Origin of the sequence: Nocardia sp. FDAARGOS_372 (genome assembly GCF_002554515.1) — a bacterium.
In the GTDB taxonomy this organism is placed as follows: domain Bacteria; phylum Actinomycetota; class Actinomycetes; order Mycobacteriales; family Mycobacteriaceae; genus Nocardia; species Nocardia farcinica.
Genome location: NZ_PDDW01000001.1, coordinates 5,652,952 through 5,677,009, shown reverse-complemented (window position 1 = coordinate 5,677,009; position 24,058 = coordinate 5,652,952). Strand labels below are relative to the sequence as shown.

The window sequence follows — 24,058 nt, the reverse complement described above, 5'->3', positions numbered from 1 at the left end:
GGAACCGACGCGGGGAAAATCAGCGCTTCGAGTACTGAGGCGCCTTGCGGGCCTTCTTGAGACCGTACTTCTTGCGCTCGGTGGCACGCGGGTCACGGGTCAGGAAGCCGGCGCGCTTGAGCGCGGGACGGTCCTCCGGGGTGACCTCGATGAGGGCGCGCGCGATGGCCAGGCGCAGGGCGCCGGCCTGACCCGACGGGCCGCCGCCGACCAGGCGGGCGTGGATGTCGAAGGACTCGGTCCGCTCGACGGTCACCAGCGGCGACTTGACCAGCTGCTGGTGCACCTTGTTCGGGAAGTAGTCCTCGATGCTGCGACCGTTGAGCACGAACTGGCCGGTGCCGGGCACCAGGCGCACGCGCACGACGGCCTCCTTGCGACGGCCGACGGTCTGCACCGGGCGGTCGATGACGACCGGGGCGTAGGTGGCGGGCTCGGCCTCGTAGCCGTAGTCCTCCTCCACGACCTCCACGGCCGCGTCCTCGGCGGTGTAGTCCTCGTTGAATTCCTCGGGAGCGGTCACTGGGCCACCTGCTTGATCTCGAACGGAACGGGCTGCTGCGCCGCGTGCGGATGGTTCGGGCCCGCGTAGACCTTGAGCTTGCCCGCGATGGCGTTACCCAGCTTGTTCTTGGGGATCATGCCCTTGACGGCCTTCTCCACGAGACGCTCGGGACGGGTCTCCAACACCTGACCGACAGTGCGCGACTTGAGGCCGCCCGGGTGCCCGGAGTGGTGGTGGATGAGCTTGTCCTGCCGCTTGTTGCCGCTGATCGCGACCTTCTCGGCGTTGATGATGATGACGAAATCGCCACCATCGACGTGCGGGGCGTAGGTCGGCTTGTTCTTGCCGCGCAGCAGATTCGCTGCCTGCACGGCGAGACGGCCGAGCACTACGTCAGTGGCGTCGATGACGTACCACTGCCGGGTCACGTCACCCGCCTTGGGGCTGTACGTAGGCACAGTGCTTCCCTGTCTGTCGTCGGTGTTGCCAGCCAAGCGTGTGGCCGAGGTGCTCCCGGCGGCCGGTGGAGACCCGGGCCTCGGTAGGGCCCACACGCCAACGAGCCACGATACCAGGAGGGTATCGCCGGGAAAGAATCGCGTGGTCGAGCCCTAGATCTCGACCGGAGGGCCGGGATCGACGGCGCCGGGCGGGCCGGGCACGACGTAGCGCAGCGTGTCCATGTTCGGCTGGGTGCAGTCGGGCTCGGTGGTGGTGCCGTCCCGGACGGTGGCGATGCCCTGCCGCTGCTGCTCGACCCGCGGCGTGGTCCCGCAGGTGCGCACGACCCGGTCGACGGCCGCCGCCTCCGTGCCGGACGCCGGGGGTGCCCCGGCGTCGCCGGGCAGGGCGACCACGGCCAGGGCCACCGCGCCGATCACGGCGGGGGCGCCGAAGAAATTGTCCTTCATCTTCGACCAGACCGTGCCCGCGGCGCCGGTGCCCTGCGCCGCGTGCGGCCGCGCCAGCACCGTGGTCTGGTCGTCGCCGTGACCGGGCGGACGGGTGAACCGGCTGCCCGGCCCGGCCGCGTGCGGCGGCACGCCACCGGACGGATCCGGCCGGGTGACCCGGGTGGTCGGCTCCTCACCCACGGGCGCCCCCGTCGGGTACCCGGGACCGTAGGTGACGACCGGCGAACCCGGCGCGGTGGCCGGCCGCGGCGCCTGGTGCGGCGGGTACGGCGGCGCCGCGGGCGGACCGGCCTCGGCCGCCTCGGTGACCAGCAGGTGGGTGGCGCCGAGCACCAGCGCGTGCATCGGATGCTGGGCCACCTGGAGGCGGTGCCCGAGGTGGTTCTGGAAGGCCAGCCGCAGCGCCTCGTTGAAACAGACGTTGCCGGTGAGCAGCACGGTGGCGGTGTCCGCGCCGATCGAGCGGGCCGCGGCCATGGCCTCGATCACCACGTTGTCGGCGGAGTGGGCATCGCGCATCGCGTCCGCCGTGACCGGCACCTCGATGGATTCGGTGGGCTGTTCGTCGTCGCCGTGCACCGCCACGACCAGCATCGTACGACCGTCGGAGTACACACCGGTGGCACCGACACCGCGCGGGTCGCGTTCGTCCGGCGGGCGGACCAGGCCGATCGCCCGGACGTAGCCGGACAGCGCGACGCTCTCCGGCAGCGGCTCCACCGCGATGTCGAGCTTCTCCACCAGCTCGGCGTAGAGCTCGACCTTCTCGTCGGGCCAGCCGTCCGGGAAGGGCAGCGCCACCACGTCCGGCTTGCCGCGCAGATAACCGCCGATGGCGGCCAGCGGGTGGTACATCCTGGCGTGGAACACCAGTTCGGCGGGCCAGGTCGCGCCCGCGACGACGATCTGCGGATAGCCGAGGATGTCACGCACGTCGGCGATCGCCATCCCGAGATCGCGCCGCTGCCGCTCCGCCCCCGCGGTGTGCAGCCTGCCCGCCGCGTCGGCCAGCAGATACGCGGGCGGTGTGTAGGTACCCTCCACCTTCACCGGGCGGATCGGGGTGCCGCCACCACCCGCAGCCACGGACACCACATCCCACCCGAGATGTACCGCCCCTACTCGCACCGTCACAGGCATAAGTGTGCCTGGTGCGTGCGCGAGGCGCGCGCGATCGGGTGCCGGGCGCGCGGGCGGCGGGCCGGGACGCTCACGTCGCGGACTTCTTCAGCCGGAGGTTGCGCCGGGTGAACAACGCCAGCACCAGCGCGATGGCGGCCAGCACCGACACGTCGATCACCCACCACTGCACGGTGTGCTGCCACAGCGTGTCCTGCTCGGCCTTGACGAACAGCGTGGTCAGGTCCACGGTCGAGGCGCTGGCCGCGAATCCCCAGCGCGACGGGAACAGCCACGACACCTGTTCCAGGCCGGGCCGTCCGGTCACCGGGATGAAGCTGCCCATCATCACCAGCTGCACGATGATCGCGATCACCAGCACCACCATCACCTGCTCGTTGGACTTGACCAGCGAGGAGATCAGCAGGCCGAGCACGACGCTGCACACCGCGAGCAGGGTGATGTCGACGAAGAGTTCGACGGCGCCGGGCGGGATCACCACGCCCGCGCGGGGCCCGTTCTTGCCGACCAGCACGATCGCCAGCATCACCGCGACCTGGTACACCGCGGCGAGGCTGAACACCAGGATCTTGGCGAGCAGGTAGGCGGTCGAGGACAACCCCACCGCGCGCTCGCGCAGGAAGATGGTCCGCTCGCCGACCAGGTCGCGCACGCTCAGCGAGATGCCCATGAAGCAGGCGCCGATCACCAGGAACGACAGCAGGGTCTGCGCCTCACCGCTCACCGCGGGCCCGATGCCCTCGGGGGTCTGCACCAGCGGCGGCGGCTGGAAGCCGTTCTTGCCCGGCGTCGCCAGCGTGACCGCGCCGACGATGATCGGCATCAGCAACAGCGACAGCGAGTACACCCGGTCGGAGACGATCAGTCGCAGCTGCCTGCGGGCCAGCGTGGAGAACTGCTTGATCGAGCTGGTCTGCGGCGGCGAACCGGCGGGACCGTAGCGCGGCGGCGGAGGCGGCGGCGGTGCGACGGCCTGCCGCGAACGATAGGCGGCGAACGCCTGATCGGGATTGGCGGCGACGTTGGCGAAGATCTCGGCCCAGTCGCTGGTGCCCAGCGCCGCGCCGACACCGGCCGGATGCCCGCAGAAGGCGGTCTTGCCGCCGGGCGCCAGCAGCAGCACCTGATCGCACATGTCCAGGCAGGCCACCGAGTGGGTGACGACGATGACCACGCGGCCCGCGTCCGCGAGCTCGCGCAGCATCACCATCACCTGCCGGTCCAGCGCCGGATCCAGACCCGAGGTCGGCTCGTCGAGGATCAGCAGCGACGGACCGGTCAGCAGTTCCAGCGCGACCGAGGCGCGCTTGCGCTGGCCGCCGGAGAGCCGGTCCACCCGGGTGTCGGCGTGTTCGGTGAGCGAGAGTTCCTGCAGCACACCGTCGATGACCTGCTGCCGGTCGGCCTTGGTGGTGTCCGGCGGCAGCCGCAGCTCGGCGGCGTAGCCCAGTGCCTGGCGCACGGTGAGCTGACGGTGCAGCACGTCGTCCTGGGGCACCATGCCGATGCGGGACCGCAGCGCCTCGTACTCCGCGTGCAGGTTGCGTCCCTCGAAGGTCACCACGCCGCCGGAGGGCTGGGTGCTGCCCGCGATGAGCTTGGACAGCGTCGACTTGCCCGCGCCGGAGGGGCCGATCAGCGCGGTCAGTGTGCCGCGGCCGGCCTGCATGTTCACATCGACGAGCAGTTGCTTGTTGCCCTCGACGGTGAAGCCGACGCCGTGCACGTGCAGGCCCTGCTCGGCGACCGGCTTCTGCCGCAGCACCAGCGTGCCCTGTTGCACGACGAAGTCGATGTTGCCGATGGTGATGACATCGCCTTCGCGCAGCACCGCGCGCTGCTGCCGGGTGCCGTTGACGAAGGTGCCGTTGGCCGAGCCGAGGTCCTCGATGGTGAGGCCCTCGCGGCCCGCCACCAGCCGCGCGTGCTTGCGCGAGGCCAGCGGGTCGTTGACGACGATCTGGTTGTCGGTGGTACGGCCGATCGCCAGCCCGCCCGGCGGCAGCCGGTCGGCGCGGGCGATCGCGGCGGTGGACGCGCGGGCGCGCAGCGGCGGCAGGGCCGAGGTATCGGCCTTGGTGGTCATGTTGACGTTGGGTTGCTGCTGGGACGCCGGTGGCGGAGTCGGGCGCGCGGGCGCCGCACCGGTCGGTGGCGGTGCCGCCTGCTGAGGTCCGGACGCGGCCGCGCCCGGACGCGCAGCGGCGTGCGGCGGCTGGTACGGCGGCGTCGGCGGACGCTGATAGCTGGGCCGTTGCGGCGGACGGTGCTGCGGTGTCCCCTGCTGCGGTGCCCCCTGCGGCGGTGATCCCTGCGGCGGGTGCGGCCGCTGGGCGGGCGCCGCGGGCAGCAGATGCAGCAGCGGGCCGTTGATCGCGTCGCCCAGCCGCACCTGCGTCGGCCGGTCGATCGAGACCGGCTGGGTGAGCCGGCGCGCGTCGACGAAAACGCCGTTCGTACTTCCGTTGTCGGTCAGGACCCAGCCGCTCCCCTGCCAGGTCAACGTCGCGTGCACCCGCGACACCAACGGGCTGTCGACGAACAGCGTCACCTCCGGCGCACGGCCCAGGGTGACCAACTGGCTCGAATCGAAGACCCGTTCGGTTCCATCATGGCGCACGGTGATGGTCTGCGCCCCCGGTGAAGACATGCAGCGGATACTATGCCATCAACCGGACATCGGAGGTGCCCGTGATGCGCCTTTCGCCCCGATCCGGGCACTGATCCGACCACCGTAACGGGCCGATGAGGGGGAGCCTTGGCGAAACTCCGAGCGAGGGTCTTCCTCACGGTCGCCGTGTGCGCGATCGCCCTGCTCACCGGATGCACCCGTGAGGTGGACGGCCGGGCGGTCTCGGTCTACGACGACCCGTTCAAGGTGGCGGGCCTGCCCACCACGAGCGGGCCGAGCGGACCGCGTTCGGGCGTCCCGGACAGCACCCTCACCGCGATCGACGGCGACGGCGGGGAGATCGACACCCTCGCCCTCAACGCCATCGACGACATCCAGTCCTACTGGCGCACCGAATACCCGCGCGCGTTCGGCGGCGAATTCACCCCGGTCGAACGGCTGGTCTCCTGGAGCGCGAAGGAGAGCCGAGCCGACGCCGCGGAGTTCTGCAAGGAGTCGACCTACCGGCTGGTGAACGCGGCCTACTGCCGGCTGGACACCTCGATCGGCTGGGACCGGGCGGTGCTGCTGCCCACCATGGCCGAGACCTTCGGTCAGATGGCCGTGGTGATGGTGCTGGCCCACGAATACGGCCACGCCATCCAGGACCAGGCCGAGATCGTCGATCCGAAGGATCCGGTGATCGTCAAGGAGCAGCAGGCCGACTGCTTCGCCGGCGCGTTCATCCGCCATGTGGCCGAAGGCAAGTCGGCGCACTTCACCATCAACACCTCCGACGGCCTGAATTCGGTGCTGGCCGCCACCGTCGCGATCCGCGACTCCGACCCCGACGACCCGGAGAGCGTGCACGGCTCGGCCTTCGAGCGGGTGACCGCCGTGCAGATCGGCTTCACAGACGGCCCGCAGGCCTGCAAGAACATCGATATCGACGAGATCAACCAGCGCCGCGGCAACCTCCCGCAGACGCTGGGCGGCACCGACGGCGAGTACCCGATCGACAAGGAGAGCCTGATCGAGCTCAGCAAGGCCCTGGCCGCGATCCTGCCGGTGCCCGACAGCCCGACCTACGTCTACTCCGGCGCCGGGATCGATTGCCGCGACGGCGTCACCACCGCACCGGTCTCCTACTGTCCCAGCGACAACACCATCGCCACCGACATCCCGCTGCTGGCCGAACGCGGCACCGCCGACGTCGACGAGACCGATCCACTGCCGCTGAAGGTGACCGGCGACTACAACGGCTACGTCGTCTTCATCGCCCGCTACACGCTGGCGGTGCAGCACAGCCACGGTCAATCGCTCACCGGCGCCAAGACCGGCCTGCGCGCCGCCTGCCTGGCCGGCGTGGTCACCGGCAAGCTGGCCGACCCGAATCGGCAACGCTCCCAAGGCAACATCTCACTGGCGGCGGGCGACCTGGACGAGGCGGTCTCGGGCCTGCTCACCGACGGGCTGGCCGCCAGCGACGTGCAGGGCAAGACCGTGCCCAGCGGCTTCTCCCGGGTCGACGCCTTCCGTGCCGGCGTGCTCTACGGCGAGAACACCTGCATGTCGCGCTACTCCTGACCGGACACACCCTCACCCGCCGAACGGCGGCGGGGCGATCGGCTCGAACCGCAGCACCCGGTTGCCGAGCATCACCTCGGCACCGGGCACCAGGATCATCGGCTGCCCCGGGTTCAGGCGCACCCAGTCCCGGTAGCCGGGCAACCGCGTCCTGGTGCCGTTGGTGGAACCCCGGTCGACCACCGTCACATCCCAGTTGACCAGCCGGATCTCGGCGTGCGCGCGCGACATCCCGCCCGAGGCGTCGTCCACCTTCAACGGGACGAGGCCGCGCTGCGCGGCATCGGAATGTTCCGGGTCGCGGCCGAGCACCGCGTCGGCCGCCAGCATGTAGGTCATCCCGTCGTCGAGCACCAGCATGCCCAGCGGCGGGCGCACCACCTCGATCAACGCCTGGGTCTGGTCGACCGGCATGCCGCACACGGTGCAGAACGCCGAGCGCGGGTCGCTGGGATGCGCTCGGGCGCATTTGAATCCGAGCACCTTCACCGTCAGCGCCGTCGCCTTCGCGGTCGCCTCCAGCCTGCGCTGCAGGTCGGGATCGGGGCGCGGAGCCGGGTTGGTACCGGCCAGCGTGTGCGCGGCGTGCCGGTCCGGGTGCTGCTCCTCGACCGAGTCCAGCATCGAGGTCGAGGCCTGCGTCTCGGTGCGGCCGGGCACCTGTTCCTGGGCACCGGTGGCGGGTGCCAGGTCGCGCTCGGTGGGCGCGTACGCCCGTGGTTCACGGTCGATGCGCGCCGTCGGCACCGGCGCGGGCTCGGCGCCCCGGCCGGCGGGAGCCGTCTCGGCGAGGGCGGCATCGGTCCACAGGATCGCCCCGCCCGCCTGCGCGACGCCCTCCACCAGCGATCCGATGCCCGGCGCCGCGGGGAGATCGGGCACCCGGCCGTGCGCGTCGTCGGCGAACAACGCGGCCGCCCGCGCGGGCACCGGCGCCACCCGGTCCACCGTGAACGCCGCATCGCTGCCGCGCAACAGCTCCACGCCGCCGTCACCGGCCAGCACCGCGGTGATCGCGCCGTGCAGGAACACCGCGAGCCCGCCGTGCTCGGCCGGTGAGACGATCCCGAAATCGATGGGCACGCCGGGGCTGATGCGTTCGGCGCGCTTCATCAGCCAGCGGGTCGCCTCCCTGGCGACCAGGGCGCCCGGCCTGTCCGGCCGATGGCGCTGCGCCTCGCGCACCAACTCCGCCAGGTCGGTGAGCGCCAGCGCCGCGGGCGACGCCGGTGTCAGCGGTGCCGCACCGCGGTGGGCCACCACCAGCAGCGCCCCCGAAACCCGCGCCACCGCATGACCGCCCGCGACCACCTCGACCTGCCGATCCTTCACCGGAATCGGCCTCCGCGGACGGTCGGGGCAGGGGTGCTGGCCATGGGCACCAGGGTATTGCACCTCCCGGACCGATGCCTCGCTCTCCCTGCCCTCCGTCCGGTAACTTCATCAGCACGTACGGGAGGAACGAGGGGCCTGTCATGGTTCGGACTTCGCGCATCGCGACGATCGTGGCGTGGGTGGCGGCAGCGGCGACGCTCGCCGGGTGCGGTGCGGTGAGCGGCACCGCGCTACCGGCGGAACCCGATGTCCGCCGCCTCGAGGTCGGTACCTATCCGGTCACCCGGCACTCCTACGACCAGAACTCCGCGGGCAAGGGCGCGCTGCTGGAAGGCATGCGCATGTCGGAGGCCGTGGTGCCGACGGTGACGATCGACCCGTCGCTGAAGTTCGGCCGCGGCAGCACCGTGCTCACCGACAGCGAGCACGCGCTCGACTTCCTCGCCAAGGTGTCCAAACCCGTGCTGGACAACCGGAAACTCGTCACCGGCTTCGCGGCCAGCGGCGCCGACGAGCCCGACCCTGCCGGCGAGACCCGCCCCGCGCCCGACACCACCGCCGTCACCGACGTGGTGCTGCGCTTCCCCGACGAGGCCACCGCCAAGCTCGCCGCCCGCGAACTCGAGGACGCCGACATCGGTGTCTCGCCGGAGAATCAGCGGCTCGGCTCCACGAAATACCCCGATGCCTATATCCACTGGCGGCCCGGCATCGCCAACGTCGGCGCCTTCATCGCGCACCGCCAGTTCGTCGTGTCGCTGTTCATCCAGCGCCCCCGCGCCGACAGCACCGACCTGGTGAAGTGGATCGACAAGACCCTCGACGCGCAGCTGCCCGCCCTCGACCGCTTCCAGCCCACCCCGGTCGACCGGCTCGACACCCTGAAGGTCGACCCGGACGGCCTGCTCGCGCGCGTCGTCGTCGCCGAGCGCACCGACCGGGAACCCGATCCGGCCGACTTCGCGATCTACGGCCCCAACCACGCCGTGCACGTCTCCGACGACGAGTCCGCCACCCTGCGCCTGGTCGAACAGACCGGCGCCGACAAGATCGCCGTCGTCGACGCGGGCTCGGTGACCCGGGTCCGCGACGCCGAGGCCGCACCCCGCCTGATCGACGGCATGATCGACACCGCGGGCGAGCAATTCGATCCGATCGACGCCCCCAAGGACGTGCCCGGCGCGAAATGCCTGCAGCTCAACGACAGAGGCGACCTCGAACGCGAATACAAGTATCGCTGCTACGTGCCGTACAAGCGCTACGTCGGCATCGTCACCAGCGACAAGGAACCCGACGTGCGGCAGAAGGTGGCCGCGCAGTACGCGCTGTTCGCCAACAGCCTGTGATGCGCCGGTGACGCGGAGTGCCCGGATGCGCGTCCTGTCGTAGGATGCGCGGGGCCGAGCAAGAACAGCGAGGGGGGATGCTCTGTGCCGGGCAGACACTGGGTGCGTCGCGCCGCGGGCTTCGTCGTCGTGGTCGCCGCCGTGGCCGGATGCGGGCAGACCGTGCCCGGCCTGCCGCAAGCCGGGATGGCGCCGGTCGAGCTCACCGCGCTGAATCTGGGCCCCTACCCCGGTGAACCGGTCGACTACGAGTCGGAGGTCTCCACCAAGATGGACGTCTTCCGGATCGAAGCCCGGCGCATGCTCGGCTTCCTCGTCTCCCCCGACGAGGTGGACCCGGAGATGGACCATCTCGACGAGCTGCGCGTGGTGGAATCGCTCGACAGCCTGTTCGGCGAGCCGCCGCTCGGCATCTATCCCGCCGCGTTCAAACCGGTGATGGACCGCAACTTCCTGCTGGCCGGCGTCACGACCACCCGCTCGAACAACACGCCGCGCACCATCCGCAACACCCTGCACTCGCTGCTGCGCTTCCCGTCCGACGCCGCGGCCCGCACTGCCGCCGCCGAACTCGCCACGACCATGGCCGAACTCGTGCCCGGCGGGCGCCGGGTACCGGTGCCGGGACACAGCGGCCTGGAGTTCCTCACCGCCGACGACAAGAAGGGCTTCCTGTTCGCCGCGCGCGGCCCCTTCACCCTGCTCAGCATGGTGACCTTGCCCGCGCCGGACCCGGCCGGGCTCGGCGACCGGATCGGCAAGCTGGTGACCCTGCAGTACGACCGCATCGACAAGACCCCCGTGGTCCCGGTCGACGAGATCCTGGATCTGCCTGCCGATCCCGACGGAATCATGCGCCGCACCCTGCCGCCCGGCGACGGTGAATACTCCGACCTGCCGCGCCAGTTCGTCGGCGCGCTCTCCCCCGCCGCCCGGTTGCACTTCGAGCGCGACGCCGCCGCGCTGCGCCCGGTCTTCGAACGGGCCGGGGTGGACCTGGTCGGACAGTACAGCGGCGTGGTGTACCGCACGGCAGATCTGCAGTCGGCCTTCCTGTTGCAGACGGCGCTGGCCCGGCTCGGCCGCTACGACGAGGAAATCGACCCGCCGCCCGGCCTCACCGACGCCCGCTGCTGGAAGATCGACGACCGCGACCCGGTCCGCAGCTCGACCTACAAGTGCGCGCTGGTGCGTGGCCGCTACGTGGCGGTCGTCGAATCCGCCCGGATGACCTTCGACGCGGGCCTGTACCAGCGGGCCGCCGCCCAGTACTCGATCCTGGCGAAAAGCGAGTGACCGTGCCATTGATTCCCTCTGCACGCCAACCGAATCCCCCCGCACGCCGGCGCCGGTGGCGCGCGGCGGTGGTGACCCTGCTGCTCCTGACCGCGACCAGCGCCTGCACCGGCGCCACCGAACCGGACGCACCCGACCTCGCCCTCGACCCGGGCAACTATCCCACCTCCCCGCGCGACATCGACGCCACCCGCACCCCGGCCACCGGCACACTCCAGGAATCGATCCGCCTGGCCGAGCACGTGCCGCTGTTGATGGACATCAACAGCAAGCTGGTCTTCGGTCGCGGCTACAACACCGCGCACCTCACCGCGCAGCACCCGCCACTGGCCAGCGGCGGTGTCAGCTACCTGGAGAACTTCAACGAACGCCTGCCCGGCCTGATCGCCGGGTGGCGCACCGGCGCCGCACGCCGCGCCGCGACCGCGCTTGGCCTGGACGTCACCCTGGCGGTGCTGCGCTTCACCACCGGCGAACAGGCGATCCAGGCGATGAACCAGCTGGCCGACGCCGCGAACGCGAAATACCCGCCCAAGGGCCCGCTCGATCTACCCGGCCACGAGACCGAGCGGACCTATCACACGATGTACGACGCGGTGCAGTCCTACACCGTCCACGACGAGTACCTGCTGTGGACCTACGTCTCCGACGGCCTGGCCACCCCACCCGACACCGCGCCACTGCTGGACACCGCCCGCGCCGTGATCGACCGCCAGATCGCGATGCTCGCCGAGTACCGGCCCACGCCGCCCGACCGGCTCGGCACCCTGCCCGCCGACACCGACGGCATGCTGGCCCGCACCCTGCCCTACGGCGCCAACAGCTACGACGACCCCACCGGCGTCTACCCGGCACGGGTGTTCCTGCACATGGTCAAACGCCCCGACCTGATGGCCCGCGCGTTCACCGACGCCGGTGTCGACGTCGTCGCCCGCGGCAGCACGGTCCTGTTCCGCGCCGCCGACGCCGACGCCGCCGAACGGCTCGCCGGCGCCCTGGTGACCCACCAGTCCGACGACATGGATCCCGCCGAGCCGCCCACCGGCGGCCCACCCGCCACCTGCCTGACCGAACGCCCCGTCTCCAGCCAGGACCCCGGCGGCGTCACCCAGTGCTACCTCGTCCGCGGCCGCTACGTCGCCCTGGTCGGCTCCACCCAACCCCAGGACCTGACCCAACGCCTCGCCGCCCAGTACCTGCTCATGGCAGACCTGTGAGCACTCCCCCGCCCGGAAAGGAACGACGCCCGTGAGGTCCGCGAAGGCCATCCTGCTCGCCCTCGGCTGCGCCGTGGCCCTGACAGCCTGCGGTTCCGCAGTGACCGGCACCCCCGTCCGAGTGACGACCGATCCGTCGACCGTGGACGCCGGCAACTACCGGGTCGAGCCGCAAGTGCTCGGCAACGCCAAGAACGACAAGCAGGCCCGCAGCGTCGAAGCCCTACGGCTGGCCGATTACGTCGCGCTGCCCTTCGAAGCCGATCCGAGCTACGTGCAGGACGCCTGGTTCGTCAATCCGCACATCGTGCTCAACCGCAAAGCGCTCGGCAGTCTCGTCATCAACGACACCTTCGACGACGTGGCCGAAGACCTGGTGGCCGGCTGGGTGAATTCCTGGTCGACCGGCGGCCCGCCGGAGGCGCCGCGCCGGACGCTGAGCATCGCCGTGCTGATGTTCCCCGACGCCGCCACCGCACAACGCGTCGGTCCAGCGCTCGAACACGACGACTTCACCTACAACATCGACAATCAACCGGTCCCCATCACGAAATACCCGACCACCACGGCACATTGGCGGCCCGGGGTCTCGTCGCTCGGCTCCTGGACGGTGCATGACCGCTACGTCGTCTTCGTCAAGGTGGACGACAACCTGGTACCGCCGGATCTGCCGAACCTGGTCGGCCACGTCGAACGCATCCTCGACGTCCAGATCCCGCTGCTCGACGAGTTCGAACCCACTCCGCCCGACCAGTTGGCGAAGATTCCGCTCGATCCGACCGGGCTGCTCGGACGCACGCTACCCAGCGACGCGAACCGGCCGCCGCGCGCCGAGCCGGACGGCGTCTACACCCGCCGCGGCGCGGTGACCCTCATGGACGGCGGCGCCGAACTGCTGGCCGAACTGGACCGGGCCGAAGTGGACCTGATGTCCTTCGGTGACGCCGTGGTCTTCCGCAGCAAGACGGCGGCCGGCGCCACCCAGCTGTGGCGCGACTGGCAGTTCTCGACCCATCTCGACCCCGATCAGACCCTGGTCGACGCGCCCGACGGGTTGGGCGACCATGTCGAATGCCTGCTGGACTCGCCGTCGGCAGAGTCCAGCACCCTCGACATGAACATCTGCATGTTCCAGGTCGACCGCTACGTCGTGCAGGCATACGGCCGGAACCTGCGGGACCTGCACCAGAAGATGGCGGCACAGTATGTACTGTTGACCGCGAAGTGATGGGCTCGGGGGGAACCATGAATCTGCTGCGACGAGTGCGGCGAACAACACTGGCCGCGATGGTCACCGCGTGTGCGGTCGGCTGCGCCTCTACCGTTGCCGGGACCGCACAGCCGGGCCTGACCGCCGTGGACCTCTCCACCTTGGAAACCGGTCCTTACCGGCCGGAACCGACCGCCTACGAACCGAGCATCGACGGTGTCCCGGACATCCGCCTGATCGAAGCGCGCCGCATGCTCGGCCACCTGGTGCACTCCGACGAGGTCGACCCGGAGATCGATACGCTCGGCGATCTCGCGTTCTTCTGGAACGGCCAGTCGATGGCCCAGTCGGAGACCTTCCCGCCGCAGTACCAGCCCGCCGCCGACCACAACAATCTGATCGCCGGGGTGTACGTGTCACGCACCAACGGTGACCTGCGCAGCCGCAAGAAGCTGATCATCTCGGTCCTGCGATTCCCGACCGATGCCGCGAGCAGGCAGGCGGCGGCGGAGTTCGACCAGATCACCCACGACGCACCGGACCGGCATCCGATCGCCGTGCCCGATCGCCCGGACGCCCGCACCTCCTCGGCCGACGACATCACGGCCGTCTCCTTCCTGGCACACGGCGCGTACGTGATCATGGTCAACGCTGCGGTGCCACAGCCCGATCCGGGGGCGCTCGCCGCGATGATCGATACCACCCTCGACCTGCAGACGGCGCGGTTGGATCGGCAGCAGCCGGTGCCGATGGACGATCTGCTCGACATACCGGCCGATCCCGACGGCATCATGCGCCGGGCCCTGCCCACCTCGACGGCCTCGACCGACCCGTTCTTCGGCGACGACGACTTCGGTGCCTTCACCCCGGCCGGGCAGCTGCACTTCGAGCGCGACCCCGCGCGGGTGCGCCGCGCCTTCGAGGAGAGCGGCGTCGACCTGGTGGGCAGGCGCGCGGGCGTGGTGTACCGCGCCCGGGATCTGGCGGGCGCGTTCCGGCTGCAATCCGTGCTCGCCGCCCCGGGACGCAACGACGAGGAACTGCCGCCACCACCGGGCCTGGTGGACGCTCGCTGCCTGCGCCTGGATGACCGCGACCCGGTGCGCCACTACGACGGACTGTGCGTGGTGGTCCACGGGCGCTATGTCGCCGTGGTCGTCAGCCGCTTCCCCGCGTCCTCCCGCATCGACCAGGGACTGTACGAGCGGGCCGCGGCACAGTACGCGATCCTGGCCGAAAGCGAGTGAACCGCATGCGTATCCGCACCCTGCTCTGCGTGGCCGCCGCCGCGCTCACCGGACTCACCGCGTGCACGAGCGACCCCGACCACGCCGCCTCGCGATACGACCTGGCACAGGTCGATTCGGGGAACTATCCGACCGTCCCGCGCGACGCCGAAACCGCCAGGACCGAATACACCGGCGCCATGCTCGAAGCCGCTCGCCTCGGCGCGGCCTTGCCGTTGGCGGCCGACATCGACGGCAAGTTCGCGTTCCGGCCGACCGTGTACGTGGACCGGCGCATCACCCCGGTGAAGGTTCCACCCGACGTTTCGACCTTTGCCGATCTCGCCGAGTTCACCGAGCTGACCGAGGGCCTGGTGGCCGGCTGGAACACCAGGGGGCAACGCCGGGAACGGCCCGGGCTCGGCAGTGCCCTGGAGATGTTCGCGCTGCGTTTCGAGTCGCAGGCCGCGGCGCAGACGGCCGGGCGGCGACTCGCGGAGCGGCTGCACTCGCGGACACCCGGTGATCCCGTGGCCGTACCCGGCCTCGGCGACGCCACCGCGACCTGGTCGGTGTCGAACCGGCAGCTGAACGCCCAGCTCGCGCGCGAGGGCATGCTGCTGCTGGTCCGGGTCGAGGACCCCGTCACCGAACCTCCCGACAGCGCTCCGCAGGCGGCGCTGGCCGGACGGGCCTTCACCGAGATGCTGAACGGCCTGAACCGCTATACACCGACTCCCGTGGACCAATTCGCCACCCTGCCCGTGGACGCCGAACAGATGCTGCGGCGCACGCTGCCGCTGGAGGACGCGACTCAGTTCACCCGGGCTACCGATCCGTCGATGGTGCTGACCCGGCAGGCGTGGTTGCACTCGTCGCACTTCCCCACCAGGGCCAAGGCCGCCTACGCCGACGCGGGTGTCGATCTCGTCGCCGTCTCCGGAGCCACCCTCTACCGCACCGCCGACGCTGCCGCGGCCGAACGGCTCGTCGCCGCGCTCGCCGACGAGGACTCGGCGCACTACGCCCCGATGGACAGCCCGCCGCACATGCCCGGCGTCCGGTGCCACGACCGCAAGGATCCGAAGGACTCCGCCACGCGTTATCCCCCGGTCTGCTATCTCGGCTACGACCGATTCGTCGCGGTACTCACCGGTGACAACCAGCAGCACGTGTACCAACAGACCGCCGCGCAATACAAGATCCTGGCCGCATCCTGACACCGCGCCGGTCGAATACCCGGGCCGGGCTTGCTAGATTGCTGCAAGGCTCGTGTCCGGCCGACGGACATCGATGAGGGAGGATCGGATGGCGTTGCGGCCCGGCGCGATCGTGGGCGGCTACCGGGTGATCCAGGTTCTGGGCAGCGGCGGCATGGGCACGGTGTATCTGGCGCAGAATCCGATCCTGCCGCGCCGGGACGCGCTCAAGGTGCTCAGCGCGGATCTGTCCACCGACGACGAGTTCCGCGCGCGGTTCGAGCGGGAGGCGAATCTCGCCGCCGGACTCGACCATCCGAACATCGTCGCGGTCTACAACCGCGGTGAGGAGGACGGTCAGCTCTGGATCGCGATGCAGTACGTCGACGGCACCGACGCCGCGGAGGAAGCGGCCAAGGGACCGTCGGTGATGACGCCACAGCGTGCGCTGCGCATCGTCTCCGAAGTCGGCAAGGGCCTCGACTACGCGCACCGGCGCGGCCTGCTGCACCGCGACGTCAAACCCGCCAACTTCCTGTTGTCCGCCGTGGACGGCGATGACGAGGAGCGGGTGCTGCTCACCGATTTCGGTGTCGCGAAGTCCGCCGAAGACGGGCAGGACCTGACCGCGACCGGCAATTTCATGGCGACGGTCGCCTACGCCTCGCCGGAGCAACTCCTCGGTGAGCGCCTCGATCACCGGTCCGACATCTACAGCCTCGGCTGCTCGTTCTATCGCATGCTCACCGGGCAGAACCCCTACCCGTCGACGGTGCCCGCCGTCGTGATGATGGGCCACCTGCACGAGGCGCCACCCAAGCCGAGCGCGGCGAGGCCCGGGTTGCCACCGGCGCTGGACGCGGTGATGGCGAAGGTGCTCGCCAAGAATCCGGCCGATCGCTACGCCAGTTGCCGCGAGTTCGTGCAGGACGCCGAGGCCGCGCTGTACGGCAGACCGGTGCCGCAGGCGCCCAGCCGGACACCGGGTGGCACCGATCCACGGATGCCGTTGTCGCGCCATCCCTCCGAGCCGCAGCTGGCGACCGTGGCCCAGCCGTCCCCCGGCCCGTTCGGTCCGTCGGTCTCGCCCTACGAGCAGACCGATCAGCACCTGATCGACACGCTGCGCAACGGGCGCCCGCGGCGGCCCCGTGCGCGCCGCCTGCTCCTGCCCGCGATCCTTGCGCTCGTGGTCGCCACCGCTGTCGCCGCGGGCACCTATTTTCTCACCCGTCCCGACGCGGCCGCCGGTGGCGGTGACCCGGTCGCCGCGGTCCGCACGCACTATCCGCAGTTCAGCGGGAAGACGGTGACCGCGTTCAATTTCGGCGACGCCACGCTCTCGGCCGTGTTGACCCCGAGTTCCCAGGCGAAGTTCCTGCAGGACATCGGCTTTCAGTACAGCGCGAAATACAAGGCGGTCGGTGACGAGAAATCCCCACGTCCGCTCTCGGTGAGCGGCTACTCCACCGAAATCGACTCCGAAGTGGTGATCGTGCTGCGCTCGGATCGCGAGGCGGGCAACGGTGGCTTGCGCGGACTGCCGAACGCGTTGATGGCCAGTTCGGCACAGATCGTGGTGATCGACGATCTCGCCACCGTGCAGGCCTTCCAGGTCTGGACCGACCAGTCGCCGCAGGTCCTGGTCGACAAGATGGTGCCGGTGATCGCCAAGACCGTCACCGAGTAGCTGACACGCCCGAACCGCCGCCGACCTGCGCGGTCGTGCCGTTCCCTGCTAGCGCCGACACAACCGGTTGGGTTAGGGTGATCCAAGCCAGCCCACTCGCCGGTTCAAGTGTGCCGAGCAGGGGGAAGGAGGGGAACGAGCGCTGGCGGCGACCGACGTGACGGCACCGCGGTCCGAGATGTCCGGGGGGATCTCGTCAAGGCCCTCCGTCCACGGTGCGGCCTGTCGGTATTGCGTGCGGACGCAGGAAAACTCCGTCGGAGTTCCACCCAAGTCGATGGAACCGATCGAGCGCGGACCGCGTCAAACCATATGAACAGGTCAGCTGGGCACCTACTACGTTGACCGTGAACACAAACAGGAGGAGCCGCAATGGCTGAAGCAGGCAGTCTTGATGCCAGCCCCGAGCTGATCGCCCAGAAGGCGAAGGAGTTCCAGGAGCAGCACGCCAACCTGATGGCGGCCATCCGGACCCTGAAGGCGGACGAGGACGCCGTCACCAACGGGGCCAACTGGAAGGGCCAGGCGCGCGACGCGTTCAACGCGTTCATGGAGCGCTACTACTTCCAGGCCGACAAGCTGAACGACAAGCTGATGGAGACGTCGGAGAAGCTCATCAAGGCCGGTTCGTCGTTCGCCGATCAGGACACGGATTTCGCCTCCAAGGTGCAGGCTCAGGTGTCGAGCCTGGATCTGCCCCCGGTGTAATCTCCGCAGATTCGGACTTAAAAGGAGCCTGAACAATGTCGCAGCAAATCTCCGCCAATTTCGCCGGCGTCGAGGACGGTGCCCGGCAGATCATCAAGCGCGCCGAGGGCATTCGGGACGAACTCGAGGCCTTTCACAAGAAGGTCGAGGAATTCGTCACCACCAACTGGAAGGGTGCGACGAACGAGGCCTTCGCGCAGCTGCAGCGCACCTGGCAGCAGAATGTCGACCAGCTCAACACCACCCTGGCCGGTGCCGGTCAGCTGGTGAGCAGTGGCAACTCCGAGTTGCAGAGCACCGACTCCGCGCTGGCCAACCTCTTCTGAGGTTGTACCCCACGGAATTCGAGCCCCGGGCGCACCGCCCGGGGCTCGAATTTTGGTATCACCGAGGTTTCCGAATGTTGCTCGGCCGATAGCTCGCCCCCTACCCCCGCACGTCGATCGACTCCGCGAACCTCTCGCACGCCGATTCCACCCGCTCCCACCCGTCTCCGGCGTACTGGCAGCCGATGCTCACCTGGGTGCCGTGTTCCACGAGGACGTGCCAGTGCACGGTGGAGCCCCCGTCGGGGCGTTCGATGTAGGAGAGTCCTGGGCGGCCGGCGAAGACGACGTCGCGGCGCAGGTCGCTCAGGGAGGGTTTCTGTGCCATCTGGGCTTCGAGGTCGGCGGCGATGCGGGTGTAGCCGGCGGCGGGGTCGACGGGGGTGTGGACGAGGGTCAGGCGCAGGCGGGCGCCGTCCTCGGGGGTGAGGTCGAGGCGGTTGCCCGATCGGGTGGGTGTGGTGATGCGCCAGCCTTCGGGGACCTGGAAGGTGATGGGGCCGAACGCTTCTCGGGGGTTGGTGGTTCGCGGCGTGGGCGGCGCGGTGGTGGTGGTCGGCGTGGTGGTGGCCGGGACCGAGTGTGCGGGGGATGTCGGGGCTGCCGCGGTGGCGGCCGAGGGGTCGTCGCTCCCGCCCAGGACGAGGAAGGCGCCGATCGCGGCGGCGGCGAGGACGACGGCGGCCGCGGCGGCGCCGAGATAGGCGGTGCCGGGGCGGCGCGGGGTGTGGGCGGCGGCGGCCCGCTGGCGCAGGGGTTGCAGCCATTCGGTGTCGGGCATGGCGCGGACCGGGTCGGGACGGTACGACGGTGGCGGGGTGGGGCCGCGGACGAGGTCGACGCCGGAGACGGGGCGCAATTCTGTTTCCGCGCCGCATATGTCGCGGACAATGCCGTCGACCAGGTCCACGGTGGCCGGGTCGGCGGTGCCGAAGACCTGGACGACGTCGGCGCGGCCGCCGTCGAGGAGACGGCGCAGCAGGGCGGTGAGACCTTCGGCGGCGAACGGGTCGACACCGAGGTCGGCGGCGGCGAGATCCGGCTCGTATTCGCAGGATTCGACGTGGATGCCCTGGTGGGTGCGGGCGACGACGGAGGCCGTGGTGGTGAGGGAGCCGAATTCCAGTACCACGATCCGGCGGGCGCGCAGGGTGCCGTCGTCGGTGGCGACGGCCCGCACCGCGAGTTCCTCGAACGCCACGTCGTCGGTGTAGCGGCGCGCCGCCGCGGCGATCACCCCGCGGCGACGTGCACCCCATTCGGTCGGGCAGACGACGGTGATCCGCACGCAGGGGGCGGTGAGCCCGAGATGGCCCAGCACCGTGCCGAACAGCGCGGTGAGCGTCTCGGCGACGGCCGGGATGCGCGGCGGCAGGGCGATCCGTTCGGCATCGACGAACTGCACGGCCGAGCTGACCTGGTCCGGCGGGCTGAACGGGGCACCGACCACCAGGCCGCCGTCGCTGCCGAGCACGACCGTTGGTGCGCCGTCCCAGTGGGTGGCCGGACCGCGGGCCCAGATCCTGGTGTCGGTGAGGACCAGATCGACCGCGGACATCACTCGGCCGCCGGCATCCAGGCCAGCTGGATCAACTCCTGCGCGTTCCGGGTGATGTAGGTGCCGCGGCCGGGCGGCAGCGGGCTCGGGCGGACGGTGCCCATGAGCACGCCCTCGTCCTTGGGGCAGCTCATGATCAGGCCCGCCGAGCCCAGATCCTTCATCCGCGCCATCGTCGACTCGTACATCGCGCGGCTGGCGCCACCGGCGCGGCGGGCCACGATGAGGTGGAAGCCGAGATCGCGAGCGTGCGGGAGATGTTCGAGCAGCGCCGAGACGGGATTGCCCATCGAGGTGGCGACCAGGTCGTAGTCGTCGACGATGACGTACAGCTCCGGGCCGCTCCACCAGGACCGCTCGCGCAGCTGCTGCGGCGTCACGTCGGTGCCCGGGGTGCGCTGGGCGACATAGGCGGCCAGGTCGTTCATGTTCTTGGTGAACTGCGGTGCGGTGGAGCCGTAGCCGGCCAGGTAACCGTCGGGCACCAGGCCGAGCATGCTGCGGCGGTAGTCGCCGAGGATGAAGCGGGCCTCGTTCGGCGAGTTGGCGGCGGCGATGCCCTCGATGATCGAGCGCAACAGCGTCGTCTTGCCCGACTCGGTGTCGCCGATGATGATGAAGTGCGGGCTCTCGTTGAAGTCGATGTACACCGGCGCGAGTTCGGATTCGTTGATGCCGATGGGGATTCGCATGTTCTTGACCCCCGCGGTGAGCTGCGAAGGCCAGTTGCCCGCCAGGTGCAGCAGTTGCTCGCGCGGCAGCACCTCGGGGAGCATGCGGGCCGCGGGCGCGGGCCTGCCCGGGGTGAGCCGGGCGATGGTGGCGACCGCGTCGGCCACGGCCTGGCCCAGGGTGTCCGGGTCGGCGCTGCCGTCGATGCGCGGCAGGCCGGTGAGCATGTGCAGGCAGTCGGGGGTCATACCGCGGCCCGGCCTGCCCATCGGCACCAGTGCCGCGAACTTGCGGCCGAGGTCGGAGTCCATCGGATCACCCAGGCGCAGCTCGATGCGGGTGCCGATCTGGTCCTTGAGCGCGGGCCGCGCCTCGGCCCAGCGGGCCAGCGCGATCACGACGTGCACGCCGTAGGACAGGCCCTGCACGGCGAGGTTCATGATCGGCTGTTCGAGCGGGTCGAAATCCTGGCGGATGGAACCGAAGCCGTCGATCACCAGGAACACGTCTCCGAACGGGTCCTCGTGCGCCCCGGCGGCGGCCGGACTGCTCGCCGGATCCATCGATCGCAGCCTGCGGAACTCGGCCATCGATTCGATGCCGAGCTGGCGGAACCTGGCCTCGCGCTGGCGCACGATGGTGGTCATCTCCGCGACGGTGCGGCGCACCTTGTCCTCGTCGAGCCGGCTGGCCACCGAGCCGACGTGCGGCAGCCCCTCCAGACTGGCCAGCGTGCCGCCACCGAAGTCGAGGCAGTAGAACTGCACCTGCTCGGCGGTGTGGGTCATCGACATGGCCATGATCAGCGTGCGCAGCGCGGTCGACTTGCCGGACTGTGGGCCGCCGACCACCGCGACGTTGCCGCGCGAGCCGGACAGGTCGACCACCAGCGGGTCACGCCGCTGATCGTAGGGCCGGTCCACGATGCCGATGGGTGCGCGCAACGTCGCCATCGGCGAGTAGTCGCCGGTGAGGATGGAGCGCGGAATGAGCTGGTCGAGGGTGGGCGCCTCGTCCAGCGGCGGCAGCCAGATCTCGTGCGCGGGACGGCCGTGGCCGCGGATCCGCGAGACCAGCATGTTCAGGTTCGAGATCTGCTCGCCGTCCTCGCCGTGCTCCTCGGGCTCGTCGGCCGCCTGGGTGGGCAGCGGCACCCGGTCGATCGGCCGGAAGTCGACGTGGTGCGCGGTGAAAGGCCTTGCCTTGACGTCGATTTCGCCACCGGCGACACCGGCCTGGGTGACCTCCCGCTGGGAACCGCCGCCGACGTAGGGCCCGGACACGTAGGCGGCCTGGAAGCGCTGGATCTCGCCCGAGTCGGACTTGAGGTAGCCGCCGCCGGGGCTGTTGGGCAGGTTGTAGGCGTCGGGAACACCGAGCACCTGACGGGACTCGTTGGCGGAGAACGTCTTCAGGCCGATCCGGTAGGACAGGTGGCTCTCCAGGCCCTTGAGCTTGCCTTCCTCCAGCCGCTGCGAAGCCAGCAGCAGATGCACGTGCAGCGAGCGGCCGAGGCGGCCGATCATCACGAACAGCTCCGCGAAATCCGGGTGCTGGGTGAGCAGTTCGGAGAACTCGTCGAGGACGACGAACAGCGCGGGCAGCGGATCGAGATCGGCGCCCGCGGCGCGGGCCTTCTCGTATTCGGAGACATTGGCGAAGTTGCCGGCTTGGCGCAGCACCTCCTGGCGGCGGTTCATCTCGCCGGCCAGCGCGTCTTTCATCCGGTCGACGAGGTCGGCCTCCTCCTCGAGGTTGGTGATGACCGCCGCGACGTGCGGCACACCCTCGAGGCCGAGGAAGGTGGCGCCACCCTTGAAGTCGACCAGCACCAGGTTGAGCTGGTCGGGCGAGTGCGTCGCCAGCAGGCTCAGCACCAGCGTGCGCAGGAACTCCGACTTACCGGAGCCGGTGGCGCCGATGCACAGGCCGTGCGGGCCCATGCCGTTCTCGGCGGCCTCCTTGATGTCGAGTTCGATGGGCAGGCCGTCGGCGCCGACACCGAACGGCACGCGCAGCCGCTCCCGGCCGTAGCGCGGCCGCCAGGCGCTCTCGGGATTGAAGGTGCCGATGTCGCCGAGGTTCATCAGCTGGGCCCACGAGGAGATGACCTCGGTGTCCTCGGCCTCCACATCGCTGCTGCGCTGAGTCGCGGCGCGGTACGGCGCGAGCCTGCGCGCGGCCTGTTGGGCCTGCTCGATGCTGATGCGGTCGATGGCGGCGAAGCGCTCCAGGTTGCCGGTGGCGCCGCGGCCGACGCACTCACCGTCCTCGATGACCATCTTGATGCCGCGCGAGACGGCCAGCCGCGGCGCATATCCGCACAGGTCGATGATGGTGACGCCCTCGTAGCCGGACTCGCGCAGCTGGTCTTCCTCGGCTTCGAGCAGGCCGCCGTCCACGACGATGACGACCTGCACCAGGCCGGGGTTGGCGGGCTGGTTACGCGAGTACCTGACGCGATTGCCCAGCAGCGGGTGCAGGCTCGCCGTGGCCTCCCGGATCGACCCGTAGAACATCCGCTGGGTGCCGATGCCGTCCTGCGCGTCCGGGTGCTGGGTGTGCGGCAGCCACTTGGTCCACTCCCACTCGCGGGCCGTGTCGGGACCGCACACGATCGCGACCAGCACCTGGTCGGGGCCCTGGAACATGCACAGCTGCAACAACATCGCGCGCACCATGTCGCGCGCCTGGGCACGGTCACCGTCGAGGGCGATGGTCGCGAAGCCCTTCACCGCGATGGCGGTGGGCAGGTCGGGCACCGTGGAGTGCGCGCGGACGAAGCGGCGCAGCGAGACCGCGGCGATGGGTTCGAGTTCCTCCACCGGGCCGGTCTCCGGCGCCACCAGCCGGGTCGCCAGGCGCTGCGGACCGATGCCGATGCGGGCATGGCAGAAGTCCTTGTCCCCCGCGCGCCGCTCCCACATGCGGCTGGTGCCCGCCAGCATCCAGATCAGGCCCGGCTCCGGATGACTCCATTCCACGGAGGCGCGCTGCTGCCGCGCGGTCTCGTCGACGTCCTTGCGCACCTGGTCCAGGTAGCGCAGGTAGTCCTTGCGGTCCTCGTTCGCCTCGGCGGCCTTCTGCCCCTTGCCCCCGCCCTGCCCGGCGAACATGGTGACCATCGAGAACAGCATCATGACCGGGAACATCAAGGTCATCGGATTGGACGCGATGCCGCTGCCCTGGGTGAACAGCAGCGCCATCATGCCCACCATGCCGATGATCATGACGACCGGCATCATCTTCATGAGCAGGTTGCCCGGTGTGACGCGGGGGATCTCGGGCGGCGGCTGGAGGGTGACCTCACCGCCCGGAGTTCGGGGCATCTCCCGGCGCGCACGGCGCTGGAACCGGACAGTGCTCATCGACGAGATTCCCCCTCTTCGCATGCGGCGACTTCGGGCTCAGTGTAGAGGCCGACGCCGACATGTCGTACAGTTCGACCTGCATTCTGCTGCCCGGACGTCAGGGTTCGCAAACTCGCCCCCACGCGCGCGGGTCAGCGGAAATCCGAG

At 70.2% G+C, this 24,058-nt stretch carries 17 protein-coding genes; 10 read left to right on the top strand and 7 right to left on the bottom strand.

What is annotated here, in order from left to right:
* Positions 1–19: 19 nt before the first annotated feature.
* From rpsI to CRM89_RS26375, 4 genes are all read right to left on the bottom strand, one after another.
* The gene (rpsI, locus tag CRM89_RS26390; RefSeq protein ID WP_371392074.1) at positions 20–472 is read right to left on the bottom strand and encodes a 30S ribosomal protein S9; all 453 of its coding nucleotides are present in this window, start codon (positions 470–472) and stop codon (positions 20–22) included.
* A gap of 47 nt (positions 473–519) precedes the next feature.
* Positions 520–963: a 50S ribosomal protein L13 gene (gene rplM / locus CRM89_RS26385; protein ID WP_011207396.1), complete on the bottom strand. Its 444-nt coding sequence runs from the start codon at positions 961–963 to the stop codon at positions 520–522.
* Between the two features lie 153 nt (positions 964–1,116).
* Positions 1,117–2,505, bottom strand: a complete 1,389-nt coding sequence (locus CRM89_RS26380) for a hypothetical protein (protein ID WP_229434885.1) — start codon at positions 2,503–2,505, stop codon at positions 1,117–1,119.
* 124 nt (positions 2,506–2,629) lie between these two features.
* Positions 2,630–5,209, bottom strand: coding sequence for an FHA domain-containing protein (locus CRM89_RS26375; protein WP_098086566.1), 2,580 nt, complete (start codon positions 5,207–5,209; stop codon positions 2,630–2,632).
* 108 nt (positions 5,210–5,317) lie between these two features.
* Between CRM89_RS26375 and CRM89_RS26370 the strand changes: the two genes are divergently transcribed.
* Complete coding sequence (locus tag CRM89_RS26370; RefSeq protein WP_098086565.1) at positions 5,318–6,757, top strand: metallopeptidase; 1,440 nt, start codon at positions 5,318–5,320, stop codon at positions 6,755–6,757.
* Between the two features lie 12 nt (positions 6,758–6,769).
* Here CRM89_RS26370 and CRM89_RS26365 read toward each other — a convergent pair whose 3' ends face one another.
* Positions 6,770–8,089, bottom strand: coding sequence for an FHA domain-containing protein (locus tag CRM89_RS26365; protein WP_172964577.1), 1,320 nt, complete (start codon positions 8,087–8,089; stop codon positions 6,770–6,772).
* A gap of 143 nt (positions 8,090–8,232) precedes the next feature.
* On the opposite strand from CRM89_RS26365, the gene CRM89_RS32150 reads away from it, so the two are divergent.
* The 9 genes from CRM89_RS32150 to CRM89_RS26320 all read left to right on the top strand — a co-directional run bounded on the left by CRM89_RS32150 (position 8,233) and on the right by CRM89_RS26320 (position 18,310).
* The gene (locus tag CRM89_RS32150; protein WP_011207391.1) at positions 8,233–9,438 is read left to right on the top strand and encodes a hypothetical protein; all 1,206 of its coding nucleotides are present in this window, start codon (positions 8,233–8,235) and stop codon (positions 9,436–9,438) included.
* An 84-nt stretch (positions 9,439–9,522) separates the two neighbouring features.
* Positions 9,523–10,734, top strand: coding sequence for a hypothetical protein (locus CRM89_RS26355; RefSeq protein ID WP_127516322.1), 1,212 nt, complete (start codon positions 9,523–9,525; stop codon positions 10,732–10,734).
* A 71-nt stretch (positions 10,735–10,805) separates the two neighbouring features.
* Positions 10,806–11,951, top strand: a complete 1,146-nt coding sequence (locus tag CRM89_RS26350; protein ID WP_127516320.1) for a hypothetical protein — start codon at positions 10,806–10,808, stop codon at positions 11,949–11,951.
* A gap of 31 nt (positions 11,952–11,982) precedes the next feature.
* Positions 11,983–13,179 (top strand): hypothetical protein, encoded by a 1,197-nt coding sequence (locus CRM89_RS26345; protein WP_060593097.1) that lies wholly within the window; start codon positions 11,983–11,985, stop codon positions 13,177–13,179.
* Between the two features lie 59 nt (positions 13,180–13,238).
* Positions 13,239–14,408, top strand: coding sequence for a hypothetical protein (locus tag CRM89_RS26340; protein ID WP_106427479.1), 1,170 nt, complete (start codon positions 13,239–13,241; stop codon positions 14,406–14,408).
* Between the two features lie 5 nt (positions 14,409–14,413).
* Entirely contained in the window at positions 14,414–15,607 is a 1,194-nt protein-coding gene (locus CRM89_RS26335; RefSeq protein WP_127516318.1) for a hypothetical protein, read from the top strand.
* A gap of 88 nt (positions 15,608–15,695) precedes the next feature.
* Positions 15,696–17,276, top strand: a complete 1,581-nt coding sequence (locus CRM89_RS26330) for a serine/threonine-protein kinase (RefSeq protein ID WP_098086561.1) — start codon at positions 15,696–15,698, stop codon at positions 17,274–17,276.
* A gap of 372 nt (positions 17,277–17,648) precedes the next feature.
* On the top strand, positions 17,649–17,984 hold the full coding sequence (locus CRM89_RS26325; protein WP_011207384.1) for a WXG100 family type VII secretion target: 336 nt from the start codon (positions 17,649–17,651) through the stop codon (positions 17,982–17,984).
* Positions 17,985–18,019: 35 nt separating this feature from the next.
* Positions 18,020–18,310, top strand: coding sequence for a WXG100 family type VII secretion target (locus CRM89_RS26320; RefSeq protein WP_011207383.1), 291 nt, complete (start codon positions 18,020–18,022; stop codon positions 18,308–18,310).
* A 100-nt stretch (positions 18,311–18,410) separates the two neighbouring features.
* On the opposite strand, the gene CRM89_RS26315 is transcribed toward CRM89_RS26320, so the two are convergent.
* Both CRM89_RS26315 and eccCa read right to left on the bottom strand, forming a co-directional pair.
* Positions 18,411–19,868: a type VII secretion-associated protein gene (locus CRM89_RS26315; protein ID WP_098086560.1), complete on the bottom strand. Its 1,458-nt coding sequence runs from the start codon at positions 19,866–19,868 to the stop codon at positions 18,411–18,413.
* Complete coding sequence (gene eccCa, locus CRM89_RS26310) at positions 19,868–23,908, bottom strand: type VII secretion protein EccCa (protein WP_060593101.1); 4,041 nt, start codon at positions 23,906–23,908, stop codon at positions 19,868–19,870. The genes CRM89_RS26315 and eccCa overlap by 1 nt, the downstream gene beginning before the upstream one ends.
* Between the last annotated feature and the right edge of the window lie 150 nt (positions 23,909–24,058).